The organism is Bacillus sp. CPT56D-587-MTF (genome assembly GCF_058792335.1).
This window is the reverse complement of record NZ_JBYTEF010000001.1, coordinates 4,996,713-5,013,167: the sequence shown is the minus strand read 5'-3', so window position 1 is coordinate 5,013,167 and position 16,455 is coordinate 4,996,713. Positions and strand designations below refer to the sequence as shown.

Genomic DNA, 16,455 nt, shown 5'->3' with positions numbered 1-16,455 from the left:
CATAGTAAACAGATTCATGTAGTTTTTTTAGTGTATCTGGGCATTACGTATTATTTCTCTGGCTTTATATAAGGAACAACTTGCGCAGTCACCCCTACAGAAGCACCGCGAATAAAATCTTGGTTTTCTAATGCTTTAAAGTTTTCCGTTTTTCCTGTTAGCATAACACCTAAAATTTTCACTTGATCAAATGGTTTGTTTTTGTTTGCTTTTAAAAACTTCTGTATATCTTCGTCATGTCCATCGTCATCGTATTGATTAAGTGAATCAATGAACTCTTTGTACGCTTCTTTAGGAGACTTGTCTGGATTGAATCCGTAAACAGGCATACCAGCAGGTCCTTTACTTTCATCTCTGATTGGTGAGGTCATATATAGCCATACGATATTTAAGTTATCTGGTATTTTTGTTTGAACCTCTTTTAATGTATAGGGTTGATTGAAAGAGATGGCAACTTCGGCAACATAGTTGTTCATTTGTGAAACTTCACCTAATTCATTTTGCACACCATCGTGATAATCTTTAATAGCCGGATTATAAAATGTCGCAAATTTATTCTTTGTTTGTTTATCATACTCATAGAAATTTGTATCTGACCAATAAAAGCCAGGTGTTAACTCATTGAAGTCAATATGAGTCAGGAACCAACCATAAGAACTTGTTAATGTGTTCCATGGGAATACATAACCGTTAATGTTTTTGGAACGGTTTGATATAATATTGCCGCCAAACATAGATGAATTACTTGTTACTTGAGAATCAATTTGTACATTCGGTTCTGCAATTGCGTTATGTAAAAAGAGATGTTCGTGAAGTTTCGTAGAGCTTTTCGCTGCGAAGTAATTGCCAACTTTATAAATGATAGGGATAAGCATCATGACAACGATAATAGAGGTAATGATGATTTTAAGCAACTGTTTCCTTTTAGCCTTTTTTAAAGCATCTTTTAAAGAAGTATCCATTAATTTTTTCCTCCTACTTTAGAATGAATTGTCTTACGTGCACGATGTAATTTTTGTTTGACGCTGTTTACTTGAATATCTAGTATTAGAGCGATTTCTTCGTATGTAAAATTGTAATAATATTTTAAAAAGAAGGCTTCTTTATATTCTAATTTTATATCTTTTAATAAATAGAAAATCTCATCTTTATTTAAAACTGTATCCAATTCTCGGTCTGTATATTGAAGTTTTGAATAGATTTCTTCAGTTAAGCAGATGTTTTGCTGTTCTTTTTTGCGTTTTAAATCAATGTATTCATTTAATGCGACTCTGAAAAACCATGGACGTATGTTACTCTCAGTTAGATTATCTAGCAATGTGTATACTTTATAGAAGGTATTTTGGATGATGTCTTCTGCATCTTCTTTTATAGCCCCTTTCGCTAGTAGTAGTTTGAACACTTCCTCCCCTAGATTGATAAGATAGGGGGTAAATATATTTTCTTTTCCCATCACTTTTCCTCCCTACACTTATACAACGAATAGGTAATGATAAATGTATACACTTAAATTTAAATTAGTTATTCACTATGGTTTATAGTACACGATACTTTATAAATAGGAGTGGTTCTTTTATTTTTTGAAATATTAAATCTTTAGTGCTAAAATAAAATTTGGAGATATATGTAAAGGAGACAAAGACTCAATATGTGGATGAACTTGTAATGATTAGAAACTAGATAGATGAATTTTGCTCTCATAAGCGAGGGTTTATTTAGTCATCTGTAAATCATTCAAGGAATGCATATTTGGATTGTACATCCCTTTTATAAGGATAGGTACCTATTTTATGTATCTGTCTTTTTTGTGGGAAAGTTTATATCTCTTATATAAAATATGCGTCCTTTAAACTTGGAGGAGTATATGATGAACCAATTAAAACATAAAGTAGCAGTTGTTACAGGTGTAAGTCGTCTAGACGGTATAGGCGCAGCAATTTGCAAAGAATTGGCTGAATCAGGATACGATATATTTTTTACGTATTGGACGGATTATGATAAAGAGATGCCATGGGGCGTTGAGAAAAATGAACAAATACAATTAGAAGAAGAGCTATTACAAAACGGTGTTAGAGTATCAAGCATGGAGTTAGATTTAACTCGGAATGATGCACCGAAAGAGCTTATAAATAAAGTTACTGAACAATTAGGGTACCCTGATATATTAATTAATAATGCAGCATATTCTACGAATAATGATTTCTCTACGTTGACTGCTGAAGAATTAGATAAGCATTATATGGTGAATATTCGTGCGACTACATTGCTCAGTAGTCAATTTGCCCGTGGATTTGATAAAAAATCTGGTGGTAGAATTGTGAATATGACTTCGGGGCAATTTCAAGGTCCTATGGTAGGAGAACTAGCGTATGCAACAACGAAGGGAGCTATTGATGCTCTTACTAGTACGTTGTCAGCAGAGGTAGCTCATTTAGGAATAACAGTGAATGCAATTAATCCAGGACCAACTGATACAGGATGGATGACTGAAGAGATAAAACAAGGGTTAAAGCCGATGTTTCCTTTTGGCAGAATTGGTGAGCCAAAGGATGCAGCTAGACTCATTAAATTTCTAGTAAGTGAAGAAGCTGAGTGGATTACTGGGCAAGTTATTCATTCAGAAGGTGGATTTAAAAGATAAAAAAGAAGGTATCTCACCTTGGTGAGATACCTTCTCAGGCTGTGGAGAAAGTCTTCTCCACAGCCTGTTTTTGTGTCTGAACCTCTTTTTATGTGTCAACACTGATAAAAAAGAGGAAAAGGAGAGATTTTTTATGATGGGTGCTTTAAAAAATCATCGTGATGAGCGTGTATCTGTTTCTGTAGAAGAGTTGGTTCCACAAGATCATTTCCTTCGTGCAATTGAAGCGACAATTAGTTTTGATTTTATTGAAGAGAAGTTACGCCCTTATTACTGTGAAAACAATGGACGCCCGTCCATTCATCCTATTGTTTTATTTAAGATGATGTTTATTGGATATTTTTACGGTATTCGTTCTGAGCGTCAATTGGAAAAGGAAATTAAAACGAATATTGCCTACCGTTGGTTTTTAGGGTTTTCTCTATCGGATACTATTCCGGATCACTCTACAATCAGTTGGAATCGTCGTACTCGTTTTATTCATACAAATATTTTCGAAGAAATTTTTGATGAGATTGTGAGACAAGCGACGGAGCACCGGATGGTAGGAGGACGTGCACTGATGACAGATTCTACACATATTAAGGCCAATGCCAATAAAAATAAATTTGTACATAAATATAAAAAAGAAAAAGCAAAGTTTTATATAGACGAGCTAGAAGCTGCGGTAATCGAAGATCGTGAGGTACATGGAAAAAAGAATTAAAACCTAGAAAGGAAAGTGATACCCCTACCAAAAAAACTCGTATAAGTACAACGGATCCAGATAGTGGATTTTTAATGAGAGATGGAAAACCAAATGGTTTTCATTTCTTGGATCATCGTACGACTGATGCGAAGTACAATATTATTACAGATACCTATGTAACGGCTGGAAATATGGCAGATTCCGAGCCGTATTTAGCACGCCTCCAAGCTCAGATTGATAAATTCGACTTCAAAGTAGAAGCTGTTGCCCTTGATGCTGGCTATTTTACAGGATATATCTGTAAGAAACTATCAGAACGGAATATATTTATGGTGATGGGGTATCGCCGATTTGGAAAACGGAATAAAGAAGTACCGAAAAGCCAATTTAAATATGTAGAAGAAATGAATGTTTTCGCTTGTCCGATGGGATGTATTCTAGAATATGTAACAACTGATCGTGAAGGATACCGTCAATACAAATCGAATCCAGAAGACTGCGCTGTTTGTCCGTTACGTGAGGTGTGCTTTTCAAAGAAACAAAAACAAAAAGTTATCACTCATCATGTGTGGGAGAAATATAAGGATATTGCTAGAAAAAACAAGCTAACAGCTACAGGGAAAAGGTTGTATAAAGTACGCTGTTCCACTATAGAGCGAAGCTTTGCAGACGCCAAAGAACTACATGGCTACCGCTATGCCCGGTTTCGAGGGCTGAAGTCTGTCCAAATGCAAGCTTATCTCACCGCAGCTTGTCAAAACATGAAAAAAATAGCCCTCCACCTGACCAAAAAGGGTCAGGTGGAGGGCTATTTTTTAAAATTCTATTATTTTATGTTGTTTTTATTCGCTAAAATCAAAAAAGATTCCAGAGTGTTGGGAACCCTAAAGGGTTTCCCAACACTCTGAGAAGGTATCTCACCTTGGTGAGATACCTTCTTTTTTTAATCTTTCTTCAATCTTCGTGCAACACCATTCCCTAAAGACTGTAATCCTTGAACGAGGATAATTAAAATAAAGACAGTTGCATACATTACTTCAGGCTCGTAGCGTAAATGTCCGAAGCGGTATGCTAAATCCCCTAGCCCGCCAGCACCCACAAGGCCAGCCATTGCTGTTGCGCCAATTAAGCCAATTGTTGCGATTGTTAATCCAAGTACAAGGGAGGGACGAGCTTCTTTCACCATAACGTGCCAAATGATTTTTATAGTAGAGACTCCCATCGCTTGGTAGGCTTCAATGACACCGCGATCGACTTCTAGTAAAGCTGTCTCCATTAAACGTGCGATATAAGGGGCTGTGAAGACGACAAGCGGTACGATAACACCTTGTACGCCAATGGATGTTCCCATTAGAAACTTTGTAAAAGGCAAAATAAAGAATAATAGAATGATAAATGGAAGAGAGCGAATAACATTAATAACCGTATTAAGAATAGGATAGATGATTTTATTTTCATGCTGTCCACCAGGTCTCGTTAAAACAAGTGTAACACCAATTGGCAGTGCAATAAGGATCGAGATGAGTAATGAAATAGATGTCATTTGAAAGGTTTGGATTGTGGCTTCCCATATGACTTTACCCCATTCATCCAAAAAGGACTTGTTTCCCATAATCTGTTCTACCTCCTTCTACGATGATTCCTTGCTCTTGTAAAAATGATAAAGCACGGTGGATTTCATTTTGTTCCCCTTGCATATGAACGACTAGTTTCCCATATGCCTCATGTTTTAACTGCGTAATATTACCGGATAAAATATTCGGATATACTTGGAACCGTTTTGTGGCAACGGCTAAGGCAGGTTCCCCTGAAGTAGTGCCAATAAATGAAAGTGTTATAATTTCTCCAGTACTTTGTAGTTCTTTCTGTACCTCTTCTGGAATTTTCGCTGCAAATGCGCTATTTACAAATTTCTTCGTCGTTACATGTTGTGGGTTTGTGAAAATATCTTTTACAGTCCCGTTTTCGACTACAGATCCATGTTCCATAACAGCAACGCGGTCACATATACGCTGGATAACATTCATTTCATGTGTAATGAGTAAAATCGTAATTCCGATTTCTTCGTTAATCTTTAATAGCAAATCAAGGATGGAATCGGTTGTTTCTGGATCTAATGCACTCGTTGCTTCATCACTTAATAACACTTCAGGTTCATGTGATAGTGCACGAGCAATCGCAACACGTTGTTTCTGGCCACCAGAAAGCTCACTTGGATATGCATCTTTTCGATTAAAAAGATCGACAATGCGTAAATACTTTTCTACTCTTTTTTCAATTTCCGCTTTTGGAATGCCAGCAAGGCGTAACGGTAATGCGATATTTTCATAAACGGTAACAGTTTTAAGTAAATTGAATCCTTGAAAAATCATCCCGATTTTTTGTCTTGCTTTTGCTAGTTCTTTTGCCGATAAAGTTGTTAAGTCTTGATTGTTTACAATGATATTTCCTGTTGTTGGTTTTTCTAATAAATTTACACAGCGGATTAATGTACTTTTACCAGCACCGCTATATCCGATGATTCCAAATACTTCGCCCTTTGCCACTTTAATAGAAGTTGACTTAAGAGCTTCGACATTCCCCTTTTTTGTTGAAAATACTTTGGAAATATTTTTTAATTCGATCATTATAGTCAGCTCCTACCAAGACGGTAAAACAGAACCATCAAATTTTTTCTCGATAAACTCTTTTACTTCTTTAGATTGATAAGCTTTCTTTAATTTATTTACAACGGCATCATCTTTATTTTCAGTACGAACAACAACCCAGTTCACATAGGGTGAATCTTTTCCTTCGCGGAAAATAGAATCTTTCGCTGGACTTAATTTTGCACCTAATGCAAAGTTTGTGTTAATTGCAGCTGCTTTCACTTCACTTAGTTGCGTTGGTAATTGAGATGCCTCTAATTCGACAATCTTTAATTTTTTTGGATTTTCAATTACATCTTTTGCAGTCGCTTTTTCTGTAGCCTTTGGATCCACTTTTAAAACCCCTGCTTTTTCAAATAATTTTAAAGCTCGAAGTTCATTCGTTGGGTCATTTGGTACAGCAATTGCATCGCCCTCTTTTAAGTCTTTTACATCTTTTATATCTTTAGAATATACACCCATAGGGAATGTTACTGTTGAAAATACTTCAGCTAATTTCATATTGCGTTCAGCTTTAAATACATCTAAATACGATTTCGTTTGGTAGCTATTTACATCAAGGCTTTTTTCATCTAATGATACGTTTGGCGCTACATAATCATTAAATACTTTTATATCAATTTCGAGGCCATCTTTTGCTGCAACTTCTTTTACCTTTTCAAAAATTTGTTCATGTGGTCCACCTGTTACACCGACAGTAATCTTTTTCTCGTCTAATTCTTTTACCTCTTTATCTGAACTCACACTACATGCGCCTAATAATAATACTGCTCCGCTTACAATGCTTAATAATACTTTCTTCATCTATGATTCCCCCTTCATATACGTTCCAAAATAAAAAGCACCTCTCAAAATAAGAGAGGTGCCGAATAGACGAAATAGGTTCCTCTCTTATCTTCCAAAACGAAAACTCGTTTTGCAGGAATTAGCACCTTAGCTTATACGTCATAAGCTCGGTTGCCGGGCATCATCGGGCCAGTCCCTCCGCCACTCTTGATAAGAGTATGTGTATGTAGTTTTTTAGTATGGTACTAATAGTAAATCTTACAAAAAGAATTGTCAATATTGTTTTCTGAATATATTTTATTTTAAGGTAATCGAAACGTTTCCTTTTTTATGCCCTTTTTCCACATACATATGAGCTTCAGCAATTTCTTCTAATCGGTAAGTTCTATCAATAACAGGTTTTAAATGTTCTGTTTCAGTTAGTCTTTTTAGTAGAATCATATCCTCTTTACTTACTTTTGCCATCATTCCATTCACAGATACATATTTTCCATTAGGCGCTAATACTTGTTTACAAAGGGATTTTTTATGCTTCCCAACTGCATCAAATATAATATCGTAACGCTCGCGCCGCTTAGTAAAATCTTCTTTCGTATAATCAATCACTTTATCCGCTCCTAAAGATTGCACTAGTTCAAAATTTGAATTACTACAAACAGCTGTAACGATCGCACCAAAATATTTAGCGAGTTGTATGGCAGCTGTTCCTACTGATCCAGAGGCACCATATATGAGAACTTGTTGCCCCTTTTTTATTCGGCCTTTTCTCAGAAAATGCAACGCTGAAGTTCCACCAAAAGGAATAACTGCCGCTTCTTCATACGTTACATTGGTAGGTTTTAATGCTATTAATCCACTTTCATGCACGCATGTGTATTCGGCATAACCACCAAGGTTTAGTTCTGTTAATGCAAAAACTTGATCTCCTTTTTTAAATTGTGTTACATCTGTTCCAATGTCTTCGATTTCACCGGATAACTCTACGCCAAGTATAGGTTTTCTCGGTTTTCTGAAACCTAATATGATCCGCATAGGAATCCAAAATAAGAGGGGGCTATTAAAGCCACGTATTCTACAATCTCCAGTCGATACACTTGTTGCGTGAATTTTAACTAATACTTCATTTTTTTTAGGTTTAGGCTTTTCTATATTTTGAAGTTGGAGAACATTAGGTGGTCCATACTTTGTGCAAATAATAGCTTTCATAATGACCTCCTGAAATGAGTTGTTATTATTTACATCATATTTAAACTTTTTCTCAAACATGTTGCTATATAGGAAATAAATTTAAAGAAGAATATTACGAATTATATAGATTTCATAGGAAAAGAGGTGATATTATTTTGGGAAAGGGGGCAACAGTATGAAAAAAATTATTTTTGTTTCAAGTTTAGTACTTGCAATCAGTCTAGGGGTAGGGTGTAGTAATGAGAAAACAGCAAAGACGGATGAGCCGAAAAAAGAATCCGTTCAAAAAGAAAAGGAATTAACGGCGAAAGATGTTTTCAAGAAAACGAATGAAGCTTTTAAAAATGAAGAACATGTAACGATGACATATGGTGTAGGGGTAAAAGCTGAGGGAACAGAGATGGATATATTAAAGGCTAAGATGCAATTAGAGCCAAAGACAAAGAATTCTCGTTCTGAAATGAATATTTCCGGTACAGATGTTGTAGTGTATACTGTGGATGGTAAAGTTGCTGGTGAGGTAAAAAACCCTAATACAGGAGAAGTTGTAACCGTACCAGAGGAGCAATTAAACGCTGGTGGAATGAAAGCGACTCAAGATATTATAGATAAATTAGAAGTACCGGAAGTAGTTTTAGATAAAATGAAGCTGGAGAAAAGCGGAGATAAATATAAACTGAAATTTACATTAAAAGGGCAAGAAACAGAAAGTATGTTAACTAGCATGGATGAAACGCAGAAGAAAATGTTACAAGCACAAAATGCGAAGATAGAAGAAGTGGATGCAGAATATATCATTACAAAAGATTTTAAATATGAATCAGCAAAGATAGACATGATTATGAGTAGCAATGGCAAGGATAAAGCACACATTATTACGAACGCAAAATATACGTCGTATGAAAAGTTTGACCCAATACAATTGCCAGCAGCAAAGTAACAGTTTTGATAAGGAGGGACCTAAAATAAGGTCCCTCTTTTTTGTATTCTTTCTTCATAGGAAAATAGGTACAATATAAAGAGGAAAAGATGTAGAAGAGGAGAGTGTCATTTGAAAAAAGGAAAGATAGCGGCGGTCATTGTTGCATATACGGTTTTGCTTGCAACGTCTGTACATACGTATAAAAAACAAATTGATCATCCTATTATGAGTGATGTAGGTAAATTGCTTCCGACAAAAATAAAACGTGTTGAAAGTGCTACGGAAGAGCGCTCGTTAATAAAATTAGTGCGAGATGCAAAAGTTTCAGGAGAGAAAATTTCCATTGCAGGCATGCAACATAGCCAAGGAGGACAGACATATTATCCAAATGGCACGATGCTCGATATGAAAGGATATAATAAAATATTAGAATTTGATCCAGAGAAGAAGCAGATTACAGTTCAAAGTGGTGTCACGTGGAATGATATTTAGAAGAAAATAAATCCATATGGCCTTGCGGTACAGGTCATGCAGTCTCAAAATATTTTTACTGTTGGTGGTTCATTAAGTGTAAATGTACACGGGCGTGATATTCGTCATGAGGCACTAATTGATACAGTAGATTCATTTAGATTGTTAATGGCAGATGGTACGGTACGTAATGTAAATAGAGAAGAAAATGCAGAGTTATTTCCATATGTCATTGGGGGTTACGGTTTATTTGGAGTTATTTTAGATGTGACGCTGAAGTTAACAGATGATGAATTATATGAAATGCACACGAGAATGATAGATTATAAAGAATACGTATCTTATTTCAAAGAGAAAGTGAAAAGAGATGAAAATGTTCGTATGCACTTAGCGCGTATTTCTGTTGCTCCAAATACATTTTTAAAAGAGATGTATGTGACAGATTATACTTTGGCACAAAATCAAAATATGAGAGAAGAGTACAGTGAATTAAAGGAAGAAAATATTATAGCGGTACCGAAATTTTTACTTGGGTTATCACGTTATAGTGATTGGGGAAAGAATACATTTTGGGATATACAAAGAGGTTATTTTGAACGTACAGATGGAAAGTATGAGACGCGTAATAATGTTATGAGATCAGATAGTGCTTTTATGGAATATGAAAATCCAAATAGGACCGAAGTGTTACAAGAATACTTTGTGCCTATAGATGCTTTCACGGAGTATATAGATGATTTACGTAACGTATTAAATGAAGAAGAGTTTAATTTACTCAACATTACGATTCGTTACGTGGAAAAGAATGAAAATGCAGTTTTGTCCTATGCGAAAGATGATATGTTTGCGCTGGTTCTTTTGATTAACCAGGGACGCTCAGAGAGTGAGATAAAGAAAACAGAGGATGTCATTCGGAAGATGATTGATGTTACTTTAAAGCATAACGGTAGTTACTATTTGCCGTACTATTCTTATCCAACGAAAGAGCAGTTAAAGAGGGCATATCCTCGTATTGAAGAATTTCTCAAGAAAAAGAAGGAAGTAGATTCAGAAGAGAGATTTGTGAATTTATTTTATAGGGAGTATACGAAATGACATATAGAAGATTTGTGGCTTCGCAAAGTATCATCATGATGGCAGGAAGTATGGTATTTCCTTTTTATATATTATTGCTTCGAAACGTTGGAAATAGCTTCTCGCAATTTGGCTGGGCGTATGGCTTATTTGCTTTAACATCAGCACTTGTATATCCACTAGTGGGAAAGATATCTGATCAAGTAGGTGATAAAAAATTATTAATCCTATACGCTTGGTCCATGGCAATCTTAATGCTTTGCTTTCCGATTGCCACGGAAGTATGGCATGTGTATATTCTTCAAATTGTAATGGGAGTTTTAGGTGCTGTGCAGCGTAATACTGAGAAGACTTCATTAGCACGAAAGGTTGCGCAGGAAAAGGCTGGTTATGAGATTGGAAAATACCATGTGTGGACATCCATTGGCGGAGCAGTAGCGGTTATTGCCACGGGATATTTAGTAGATTTCTTTACGATTGGTACAATTTTTTATATTGCATCTATTCTATATGTAGTGAGCGGGATTGTATTAAGTAGTAAAAAAATATAACTATTCCTATTTTCACCTTAATACCCTTTATTTGTTATACTAAAAGGGAATACAAAAGAAAAGGGGACAGTGCCTTTGATGAAATTTGTAGTTTTAGCTATTCTTACTTTGTTTTTGATTCCATGGACAAGAAGTAGTAGTAAGCTTCGAGCAGTGGATAAGAAGGGAGATAAGAAGGTTGTAAAGGGTAAGAAATCATCTATTTTAGTTATTCCTGTTTTATTTTGGATAGGTATTGCAATCTATGAATACTTTTGGCTAATTGATGATCGGGTAGACTCGATTCTTACTCATTATTCTGTTGCAGTAGCAATTTTAATTGGGCTTGTTTTATTTTCACAAGATCAAATAGGGAAATTAGAAGGCACATTAAAAGGACTTCTAATGTTTATTTTACTCGCAAGTTACGGCTACTTTGGTTATTTGCATGATATAGTAATCTCGCAAAAGAAATATGATTCTGTTGTTAAGGTAGAGAAAGATATTTCAGAGCCATTTACTGAAAATGACCAGCCGTTTACAGTGCCGCCAAAGACAGCGGAGAATAAGATGAAAAAAGTATTTGGTGATATTCCGAAAGTAGCTTATTTTGAGCTAGGAGAATTAACGCCACAAATGGTAAACGGCGAAGCTTTATATGTAGCGCCGATTGAAGTTTCAGGATTTTTTAAAGCGCGTAAAGCTGAGACAATTCCAGGGTATGTAACGATGTCAGGTACGAATCCTGATGCGGAAGCGAAACTGCACCTCGGTTATAAAATGAAATATGTGCCAAGCATGTTTTTTGGTAATAATTTAGAGCGTGTGGTAAGGCAAGCAGAACCAAATTTAATCTTTAAAGGAAAACCTAAATTTGAGGTTGATGATAAAGGAAAACCATATTATACAATGACGTATGGTGAATTTATTTCAGGAAGATCTGGATTTGAGGTAGAAGGTGTTGTCGTAGTAGATGCACAAACAGGTGAAGTGAAAAGATATGATAAAGGAAAGGCACCTAAATTTGTTGATGGTGTATTAAATCATGAGACTGCATCTACGTTAAATACGTACTTTGGTAAATATATTCACGGATTTTGGAATACGAAATTCTCACAAACAGATATGAAAATTCCGACTGAGTGGGGAACGAAAGAAGGCGTGACCCCGATCTTTGGTAAAGATGGAACACTGTATTATTTTACAGACTTTACTTCTCCAAAAGAAGGAGTAGATTCAGCCCTAGGATATTCATTAGTAGATGCACGCACAGGCAAGCTATATTACTATAATGGAAAAGAAGTAAAGGGGATTATGGATGGTTCAGCAGCTACAGAAGTAGTAGATAATTCCTTTAAGAGAGAGAAATGGCATGGGACAATGCCTGTCATTTATAACGTATACGGTAAACCAGCTTGGATTATTCCGGTTGTTGATGACGGAGGCCTAGTACGTGCACATACAGTTGTATATGCTGCTAATGCAAAAATATTTGCGACAGGTTCTTCGCAGAAAGAAGCGCTTGAGAATTATAAAAACGTAATGAGCGGTAATGGTGATACATTTAGACCAACCTCAACAGGAAAAGAAGCGCAAAAAGAAGGTATTGTACAACGTGTATATAAAGAAAAATCAGGTGAAAATACAATCGTGTACGTACTTTTAGAGAATGAACAAAAGGTATTTATGATACCGGTGAAGAAATTCCCATATGCTATGTTTACAGAAGTAGGAGACCCAATTCAAATTACATATTTAGATACGGGAGAGATGATGTCCTCAGTATCTAAATTTACGAATAGCAATGTGAAAAAGTAAAGCGATAGAATTTCTATCGCTTTTTTTACATTATGAAAGAGGAAAATGCGCTGTACTTGACGTATGTTTATGATGTAACTATAATTGTTACGATTCGGTTTGTATAGGAAAGGGTGAATTGAAAAAGTGAATGAAGTTAATCACGAAATATATAAACCTGTAAAGGCAAACAGGTTATGGATGATTCTTGTATTAGGAACACTTACGGCGATTGGACCATTATCTATTGATATGTATTTGCCTTCATTACCGAAGTTAACGGATGATTTGCAAACAGGTGCATCCCTCGCGCAGCTTACATTAACAGCTTGTTTGCTTGGGCTGTCAGTAGGACAATTATTTGTTGGCTCAATTAGTGATATTTACGGAAGACGCAAACCTCTTATTATTGCTCTTATTATTTATGTTGCTTCTTCTTTACTTTGTGCTGTTGCGCCATCTATTTGGACATTAGTGTTATTGCGCTTCCTACAAGGAGCTTCAGGATCAGCCGGGATTGTTATATCACGTGCGATGGTACGTGATATGTATTCAGGTTCTGAAATGACGAAGTTTTTCTCACTGCTTATGTTAGTAAACGGAGCAGCGCCTATTTTGGCACCGATTATTGGGGGGCAATTATTACAGTTTACAACGTGGCGCGGTGTTTTCATCGTTCTTGGAGCAATTAGCGTATTCATGTTAATCTCAGCTACTTTTGTATTGCGTGAAACATTACCTCCTGAAGAAAGAGAAACGGGTGGTTTGTCAGGGACTTTGGCGACGTACGGAAAATTGTTAAAGGACCGTCTGTTTATGGGATATGCATTGTCACAAGGATTAGTAACAGCGGCAATGTTTGCATACATTTCGGGCTCACCATTTGTGTTGCAGAACATATACGGAGCATCACCACAGCAATTTAGTTTATTCTTTGCGATTAACGGCATCGGTATTATTATTGCTAGTCAGGTAACGGGTCGTTTAGCGGGGAAAGTGAATGAGAAGACATTATTTGTTGCTGGTATTATTATCGCAGCTGTTGGTGGCCTATCTTTACTACTGACAATCGTACTAGGAATAGGTTTAATCGGTGTTTTATGTTCGTTATTCCTTGTTGTATCAAGTGTCGGGGTTGTATCAACAACTGGGTTCTCATTAGCGATGAGAAATCAGAAGCAAGCTGCAGGAACAGCGTCAGCTTTATTAGGCTTATTACAGTTCATTTCAGGAGCGCTTGTCGCTCCGCTAGTAGGTATTGGTGGAAGTAATACAGCATTACCGATGGGTGTTGTTATTGCGCTTTGTGAAGTAGGAGCAGTGTTATGTTATCTATTTATGGCCAGAAGAAGTGAGAAGCAGTTTGAACTGCAGCAAAAACAAAATTTAGAGGCTTAACAAAAAAGAACTGATTCAAACATTCCCTTTGAATCAGTTCTTTTTTTCATTTCTTTGAAATACCTCATACATATTATTCATGATCGTATCATATAAAACAGCAAGTTTATCCCACACCCAGCGATTACTATCGACTTCTTTTTCCCCACAGTCGATAATATCGGTATGGTCAGTAATTTTATACGCTTTTTTAACGATAATAGGAGCAATCTTCGGTATACGTGGGATTTCCTTTAAGGTATCTGCAAAGTTTCCAATGTAGACATGACCGATGATTTCGATTGTTAATGATTTATCCGATATATTGAGCACGGTATGAAATTGATTTGTATGTTGTTGTTTTAAATATTGAGCTAACTTAAATGGAGCATGCTTCTTCTTTAATACGCGGCGAAGGCTCTCTGTATTTTCGATATGAAGTGATTTTTCGCGAATAAGGACACGAATATCTTCTCCCATAAAAGGTATTGTGTTGTACATAGATGATTCGTAACTACTCAGCCACCTTTCGGTGTCTTTTTTAAATTTTACTAGTTTCATATGCCTCCCATTTGTAAATACTGAGTATATCAAACAGGGGAGGTGAATCTTATGGTCGATCGAAAAATTATTTTAGATACATATAAAAAAGGACCTGAAGCTGTTATTTCTTTATTTGAAGAAACATTTTCTAAGTTAGAAAAACGTATACAAGAACTAGAAAATGCTTCAAAAAAAAACTCCAAAAATAGTCATAAGCCACCTTCTACAGATGGTTTGGGTAAGCCCGTTACAAAAAGTTTGCGCAAACCGTCTCATCGTCAAACGGGTGGCCAGTTGGGCCACAAGGGACATACTCTTGGTTTGACAGCGACTCCAGATCATACGATTACACATTCTCCTACATATTGTACTTGTTGTCATACTTCCTTGAACCACGAGCCTGTAAAAGGGTATCGCATTCGCCAAGTGTATGACTTACCACCTATTCAGATCGAAGTGACAGAACATAAAGTAGAACAGAAAGAATGCCCACATTGCCATTCTATCCAAGAAGCCCAATTTCCTTCGACAGTATCTCGTCCTGTTCAATATGGTCCAAATATAAAAAGACTGATTCCCTATTTAACGCATTATCAATGCATTTCTTTGAAGCGAACAAAAGAATTCTTTCAGGATTGTTTTGGACATTCTATAAGCGAAGGAACCCTGGTAAATCATACACAGGCTTTCGCTTCTCAATTGCAGCCATTCATAAAAGAAGTAAAGGAAAAGATTCTGCAGTCTCCTGTTGTCCATTTTGATGAAACTGGTATGCGTGTAGAAAACAAAACACAATGGTTACATACTGCCAGTACACCGGAGGTGACATTGCAACATATTCATCAAAAACGTGGAAAAGAAGCAATGGATGCTGGAGAAATCTTGCCATCTTTTTCTGGAATTGCGATGCATGATGGTTGGAAATCGTATGATGCGTATACAGATTGTCGTCACGTTTTATGTAATGCCCATCTCTTACGAGATTTACAAGGAATTATAGATAGTACTGGAGAACAATGGGCACAACAGATGCAGAAATTTCTAACGCAAGCGTTGACGATGAAAAAGCAATCCGAAGGTACCATGCCAAAAGCGACGCAAAAGAATCTGTTTATTATGTATCAATCCATATTGAAAGAACAACAGATTCTTTCCACGAAACAAAAGAAGAAAGGAAAGCAGACGCCTTCTCAAAATTTATGGAATCGCTTCGTCAAGTATTCTGACAGAATTCTAGGGTTTTTAGAACATCCAGCCATTCCATTTGATAACAATCAAGCAGAACGGGATATTCGGATGACGAAAGTAAAACAGAAAGTGTCTGGGACTTTCCGAAGTAAGAAAGGCGCAGAATCTTTTTGTCAGATACGAAGCTTTATGAGTACCATGAAAAAACAAAAACAATCGGTCTTACAAGCGATAAACCAAGTCATAGAAACTAGAACGGTTCCTTGGAATAACACGACTTCATAAGAGAATTTCTCTATTTGGCATAGATTCTTTCTCTGATTGGAGTATTTTCTTTTCATGTTTTCGAATCGGAAACATGTATTTGGCCTGTTTTTTTATTTGAAGAAGCTGAGTAGTTACGATGATTCTCCTTAAAACCTTACATATGTTTGCGTTATGCATATGTAAGTCTAGCATGGTTTGTTCTTTATGTGTGCTTACAGTTTTGTAAGGTGAGTAGTAAAGCAGTGCAAAAGTTATTTGTATAAAGTGACGATACTGTGACAAACATGTTGGTATACATGTTACGATGTCGTCTTAAGTGTAAAAAGTAGGGCGTT

At 36.2% G+C, this 16,455-nt stretch carries 13 protein-coding genes, 2 pseudogenes and 1 riboswitch; of the genes and pseudogenes, 8 read left to right on the top strand and 7 right to left on the bottom strand.

Features of this window, described 5'->3' with window-relative positions; genetic code table 11:
- Window positions 1–50: 50 nt before the first annotated feature.
- Both AC3WVZ_RS25995 and AC3WVZ_RS25990 read right to left on the bottom strand, forming a co-directional pair.
- A complete protein-coding gene (locus AC3WVZ_RS25995) occupies window positions 51–962 on the bottom strand; it encodes a sigma factor regulator N-terminal domain-containing protein (RefSeq protein WP_233935640.1) in 912 nt (303 codons plus the stop codon).
- Window positions 962–1,453, bottom strand: a complete 492-nt coding sequence (locus AC3WVZ_RS25990; protein WP_233935639.1) for an RNA polymerase sigma factor — start codon at window positions 1,451–1,453, stop codon at window positions 962–964. Before AC3WVZ_RS25990 ends, AC3WVZ_RS25995 begins: the two co-directional genes overlap by 1 nt.
- Before the next feature lie 411 nt (window positions 1,454–1,864).
- Between AC3WVZ_RS25990 and AC3WVZ_RS25985 the strand changes: the two genes are divergently transcribed.
- Entirely contained in the window at window positions 1,865–2,641 is a 777-nt protein-coding gene (locus AC3WVZ_RS25985) for an SDR family oxidoreductase (protein ID WP_233935638.1), read from the top strand.
- Window positions 2,642–2,774: 133 nt separating this feature from the next.
- Window positions 2,775–4,144: pseudogene (locus AC3WVZ_RS25980) on the top strand (IS1182-like element ISBth7 family transposase); the annotation flags it as partial.
- A gap of 128 nt (window positions 4,145–4,272) precedes the next feature.
- On the opposite strand, the gene AC3WVZ_RS25975 reads toward AC3WVZ_RS25980, so the two are convergent.
- The 4 genes from AC3WVZ_RS25975 to AC3WVZ_RS25960 all read right to left on the bottom strand — a co-directional run bounded on the left by AC3WVZ_RS25975 (window position 4,273) and on the right by AC3WVZ_RS25960 (window position 7,969).
- Window positions 4,273–4,941: a methionine ABC transporter permease gene (locus tag AC3WVZ_RS25975; protein WP_078386437.1), complete on the bottom strand. Its 669-nt coding sequence runs from the start codon at window positions 4,939–4,941 to the stop codon at window positions 4,273–4,275.
- Window positions 4,916–5,956 (bottom strand): methionine ABC transporter ATP-binding protein, encoded by a 1,041-nt coding sequence (locus AC3WVZ_RS25970; RefSeq protein WP_233935637.1) that lies wholly within the window; start codon window positions 5,954–5,956, stop codon window positions 4,916–4,918. Before AC3WVZ_RS25970 ends, AC3WVZ_RS25975 begins: the two co-directional genes overlap by 26 nt.
- A 12-nt stretch (window positions 5,957–5,968) precedes the next feature.
- Window positions 5,969–6,781: a MetQ/NlpA family ABC transporter substrate-binding protein gene (locus tag AC3WVZ_RS25965; RefSeq protein WP_000756994.1), complete on the bottom strand. Its 813-nt coding sequence runs from the start codon at window positions 6,779–6,781 to the stop codon at window positions 5,969–5,971.
- Between the two features lie 84 nt (window positions 6,782–6,865).
- A riboswitch (SAM riboswitch) is annotated at window positions 6,866–6,980 on the bottom strand.
- An 80-nt stretch (window positions 6,981–7,060) separates the two neighbouring features.
- The gene (locus AC3WVZ_RS25960) at window positions 7,061–7,969 is read right to left on the bottom strand and encodes an NAD(P)-dependent alcohol dehydrogenase (protein WP_233935636.1); all 909 of its coding nucleotides are present in this window, start codon (window positions 7,967–7,969) and stop codon (window positions 7,061–7,063) included.
- A 157-nt stretch (window positions 7,970–8,126) separates the two neighbouring features.
- Here AC3WVZ_RS25960 and AC3WVZ_RS25955 point away from each other — a divergent pair, with 157 nt between their 5' ends.
- The 5 genes and pseudogenes from AC3WVZ_RS25955 (at window position 8,127) to AC3WVZ_RS25935 (ending at window position 14,143) form a co-directional block, all read left to right on the top strand.
- Window positions 8,127–8,891, top strand: coding sequence for a DUF6612 family protein (locus AC3WVZ_RS25955; RefSeq protein WP_000720094.1), 765 nt, complete (start codon window positions 8,127–8,129; stop codon window positions 8,889–8,891).
- Window positions 8,892–9,002: 111 nt separating this feature from the next.
- Window positions 9,003–10,439: pseudogene (locus tag AC3WVZ_RS25950) on the top strand (FAD-binding protein).
- Complete coding sequence (locus AC3WVZ_RS25945) at window positions 10,436–10,969, top strand: MFS transporter (protein ID WP_233935635.1); 534 nt, start codon at window positions 10,436–10,438, stop codon at window positions 10,967–10,969. Before AC3WVZ_RS25950 ends, AC3WVZ_RS25945 begins: the two are co-directional and overlap by 4 nt.
- A gap of 78 nt (window positions 10,970–11,047) precedes the next feature.
- Window positions 11,048–12,766 carry a DUF3981 domain-containing protein gene (locus AC3WVZ_RS25940; RefSeq protein ID WP_000674047.1) on the top strand — a complete coding sequence of 573 codons (1,719 nt, stop codon included), beginning with the start codon at window positions 11,048–11,050 and terminating at the stop codon, window positions 12,764–12,766.
- Window positions 12,767–12,883: 117 nt separating this feature from the next.
- On the top strand, window positions 12,884–14,143 hold the full coding sequence (locus tag AC3WVZ_RS25935) for a multidrug effflux MFS transporter (RefSeq protein WP_224200803.1): 1,260 nt from the start codon (window positions 12,884–12,886) through the stop codon (window positions 14,141–14,143).
- 33 nt (window positions 14,144–14,176) lie between these two features.
- Here AC3WVZ_RS25935 and AC3WVZ_RS25930 read toward each other — a convergent pair whose 3' ends face one another.
- Window positions 14,177–14,623 (bottom strand): hypothetical protein, encoded by a 447-nt coding sequence (locus AC3WVZ_RS25930; protein WP_000282860.1) that lies wholly within the window; start codon window positions 14,621–14,623, stop codon window positions 14,177–14,179.
- 111 nt (window positions 14,624–14,734) lie between these two features.
- Here AC3WVZ_RS25930 and tnpC point away from each other — a divergent pair, with 111 nt between their 5' ends.
- Complete coding sequence (gene tnpC / locus AC3WVZ_RS25925; RefSeq protein ID WP_233935200.1) at window positions 14,735–16,138, top strand: IS66 family transposase; 1,404 nt, start codon at window positions 14,735–14,737, stop codon at window positions 16,136–16,138.
- Window positions 16,139–16,455: the final 317 nt, after the last annotated feature.

Coding starts and splice junctions, on each gene's coding strand:
- AC3WVZ_RS25995 (WP_233935640.1), bottom strand. CDS start 962: ATGGATACTTCTTTAAAAGATGCTTTAAAAAAGGCTAAAAGGAAACAG.
- AC3WVZ_RS25990 (WP_233935639.1), bottom strand. CDS start 1,453: ATGGGAAAAGAAAATATATTTACCCCCTATCTTATCAATCTAGGGGAG.
- AC3WVZ_RS25985 (WP_233935638.1), top strand. CDS start 1,865: ATGATGAACCAATTAAAACATAAAGTAGCAGTTGTTACAGGTGTAAGT.
- AC3WVZ_RS25975 (WP_078386437.1), bottom strand. CDS start 4,941: ATGGGAAACAAGTCCTTTTTGGATGAATGGGGTAAAGTCATATGGGAA.
- AC3WVZ_RS25970 (WP_233935637.1), bottom strand. CDS start 5,956: ATGATCGAATTAAAAAATATTTCCAAAGTATTTTCAACAAAAAAGGGG.
- AC3WVZ_RS25965 (WP_000756994.1), bottom strand. CDS start 6,781: ATGAAGAAAGTATTATTAAGCATTGTAAGCGGAGCAGTATTATTATTA.
- AC3WVZ_RS25960 (WP_233935636.1), bottom strand. CDS start 7,969: ATGAAAGCTATTATTTGCACAAAGTATGGACCACCTAATGTTCTCCAA.
- AC3WVZ_RS25955 (WP_000720094.1), top strand. CDS start 8,127: ATGAAAAAAATTATTTTTGTTTCAAGTTTAGTACTTGCAATCAGTCTA.
- AC3WVZ_RS25945 (WP_233935635.1), top strand. CDS start 10,436: ATGACATATAGAAGATTTGTGGCTTCGCAAAGTATCATCATGATGGCA.
- AC3WVZ_RS25940 (WP_000674047.1), top strand. CDS start 11,048: ATGAAATTTGTAGTTTTAGCTATTCTTACTTTGTTTTTGATTCCATGG.
- AC3WVZ_RS25930 (WP_000282860.1), bottom strand. CDS start 14,623: ATGTACAACACAATACCTTTTATGGGAGAAGATATTCGTGTCCTTATT.
- tnpC (WP_233935200.1), top strand. CDS start 14,735: ATGGTCGATCGAAAAATTATTTTAGATACATATAAAAAAGGACCTGAA.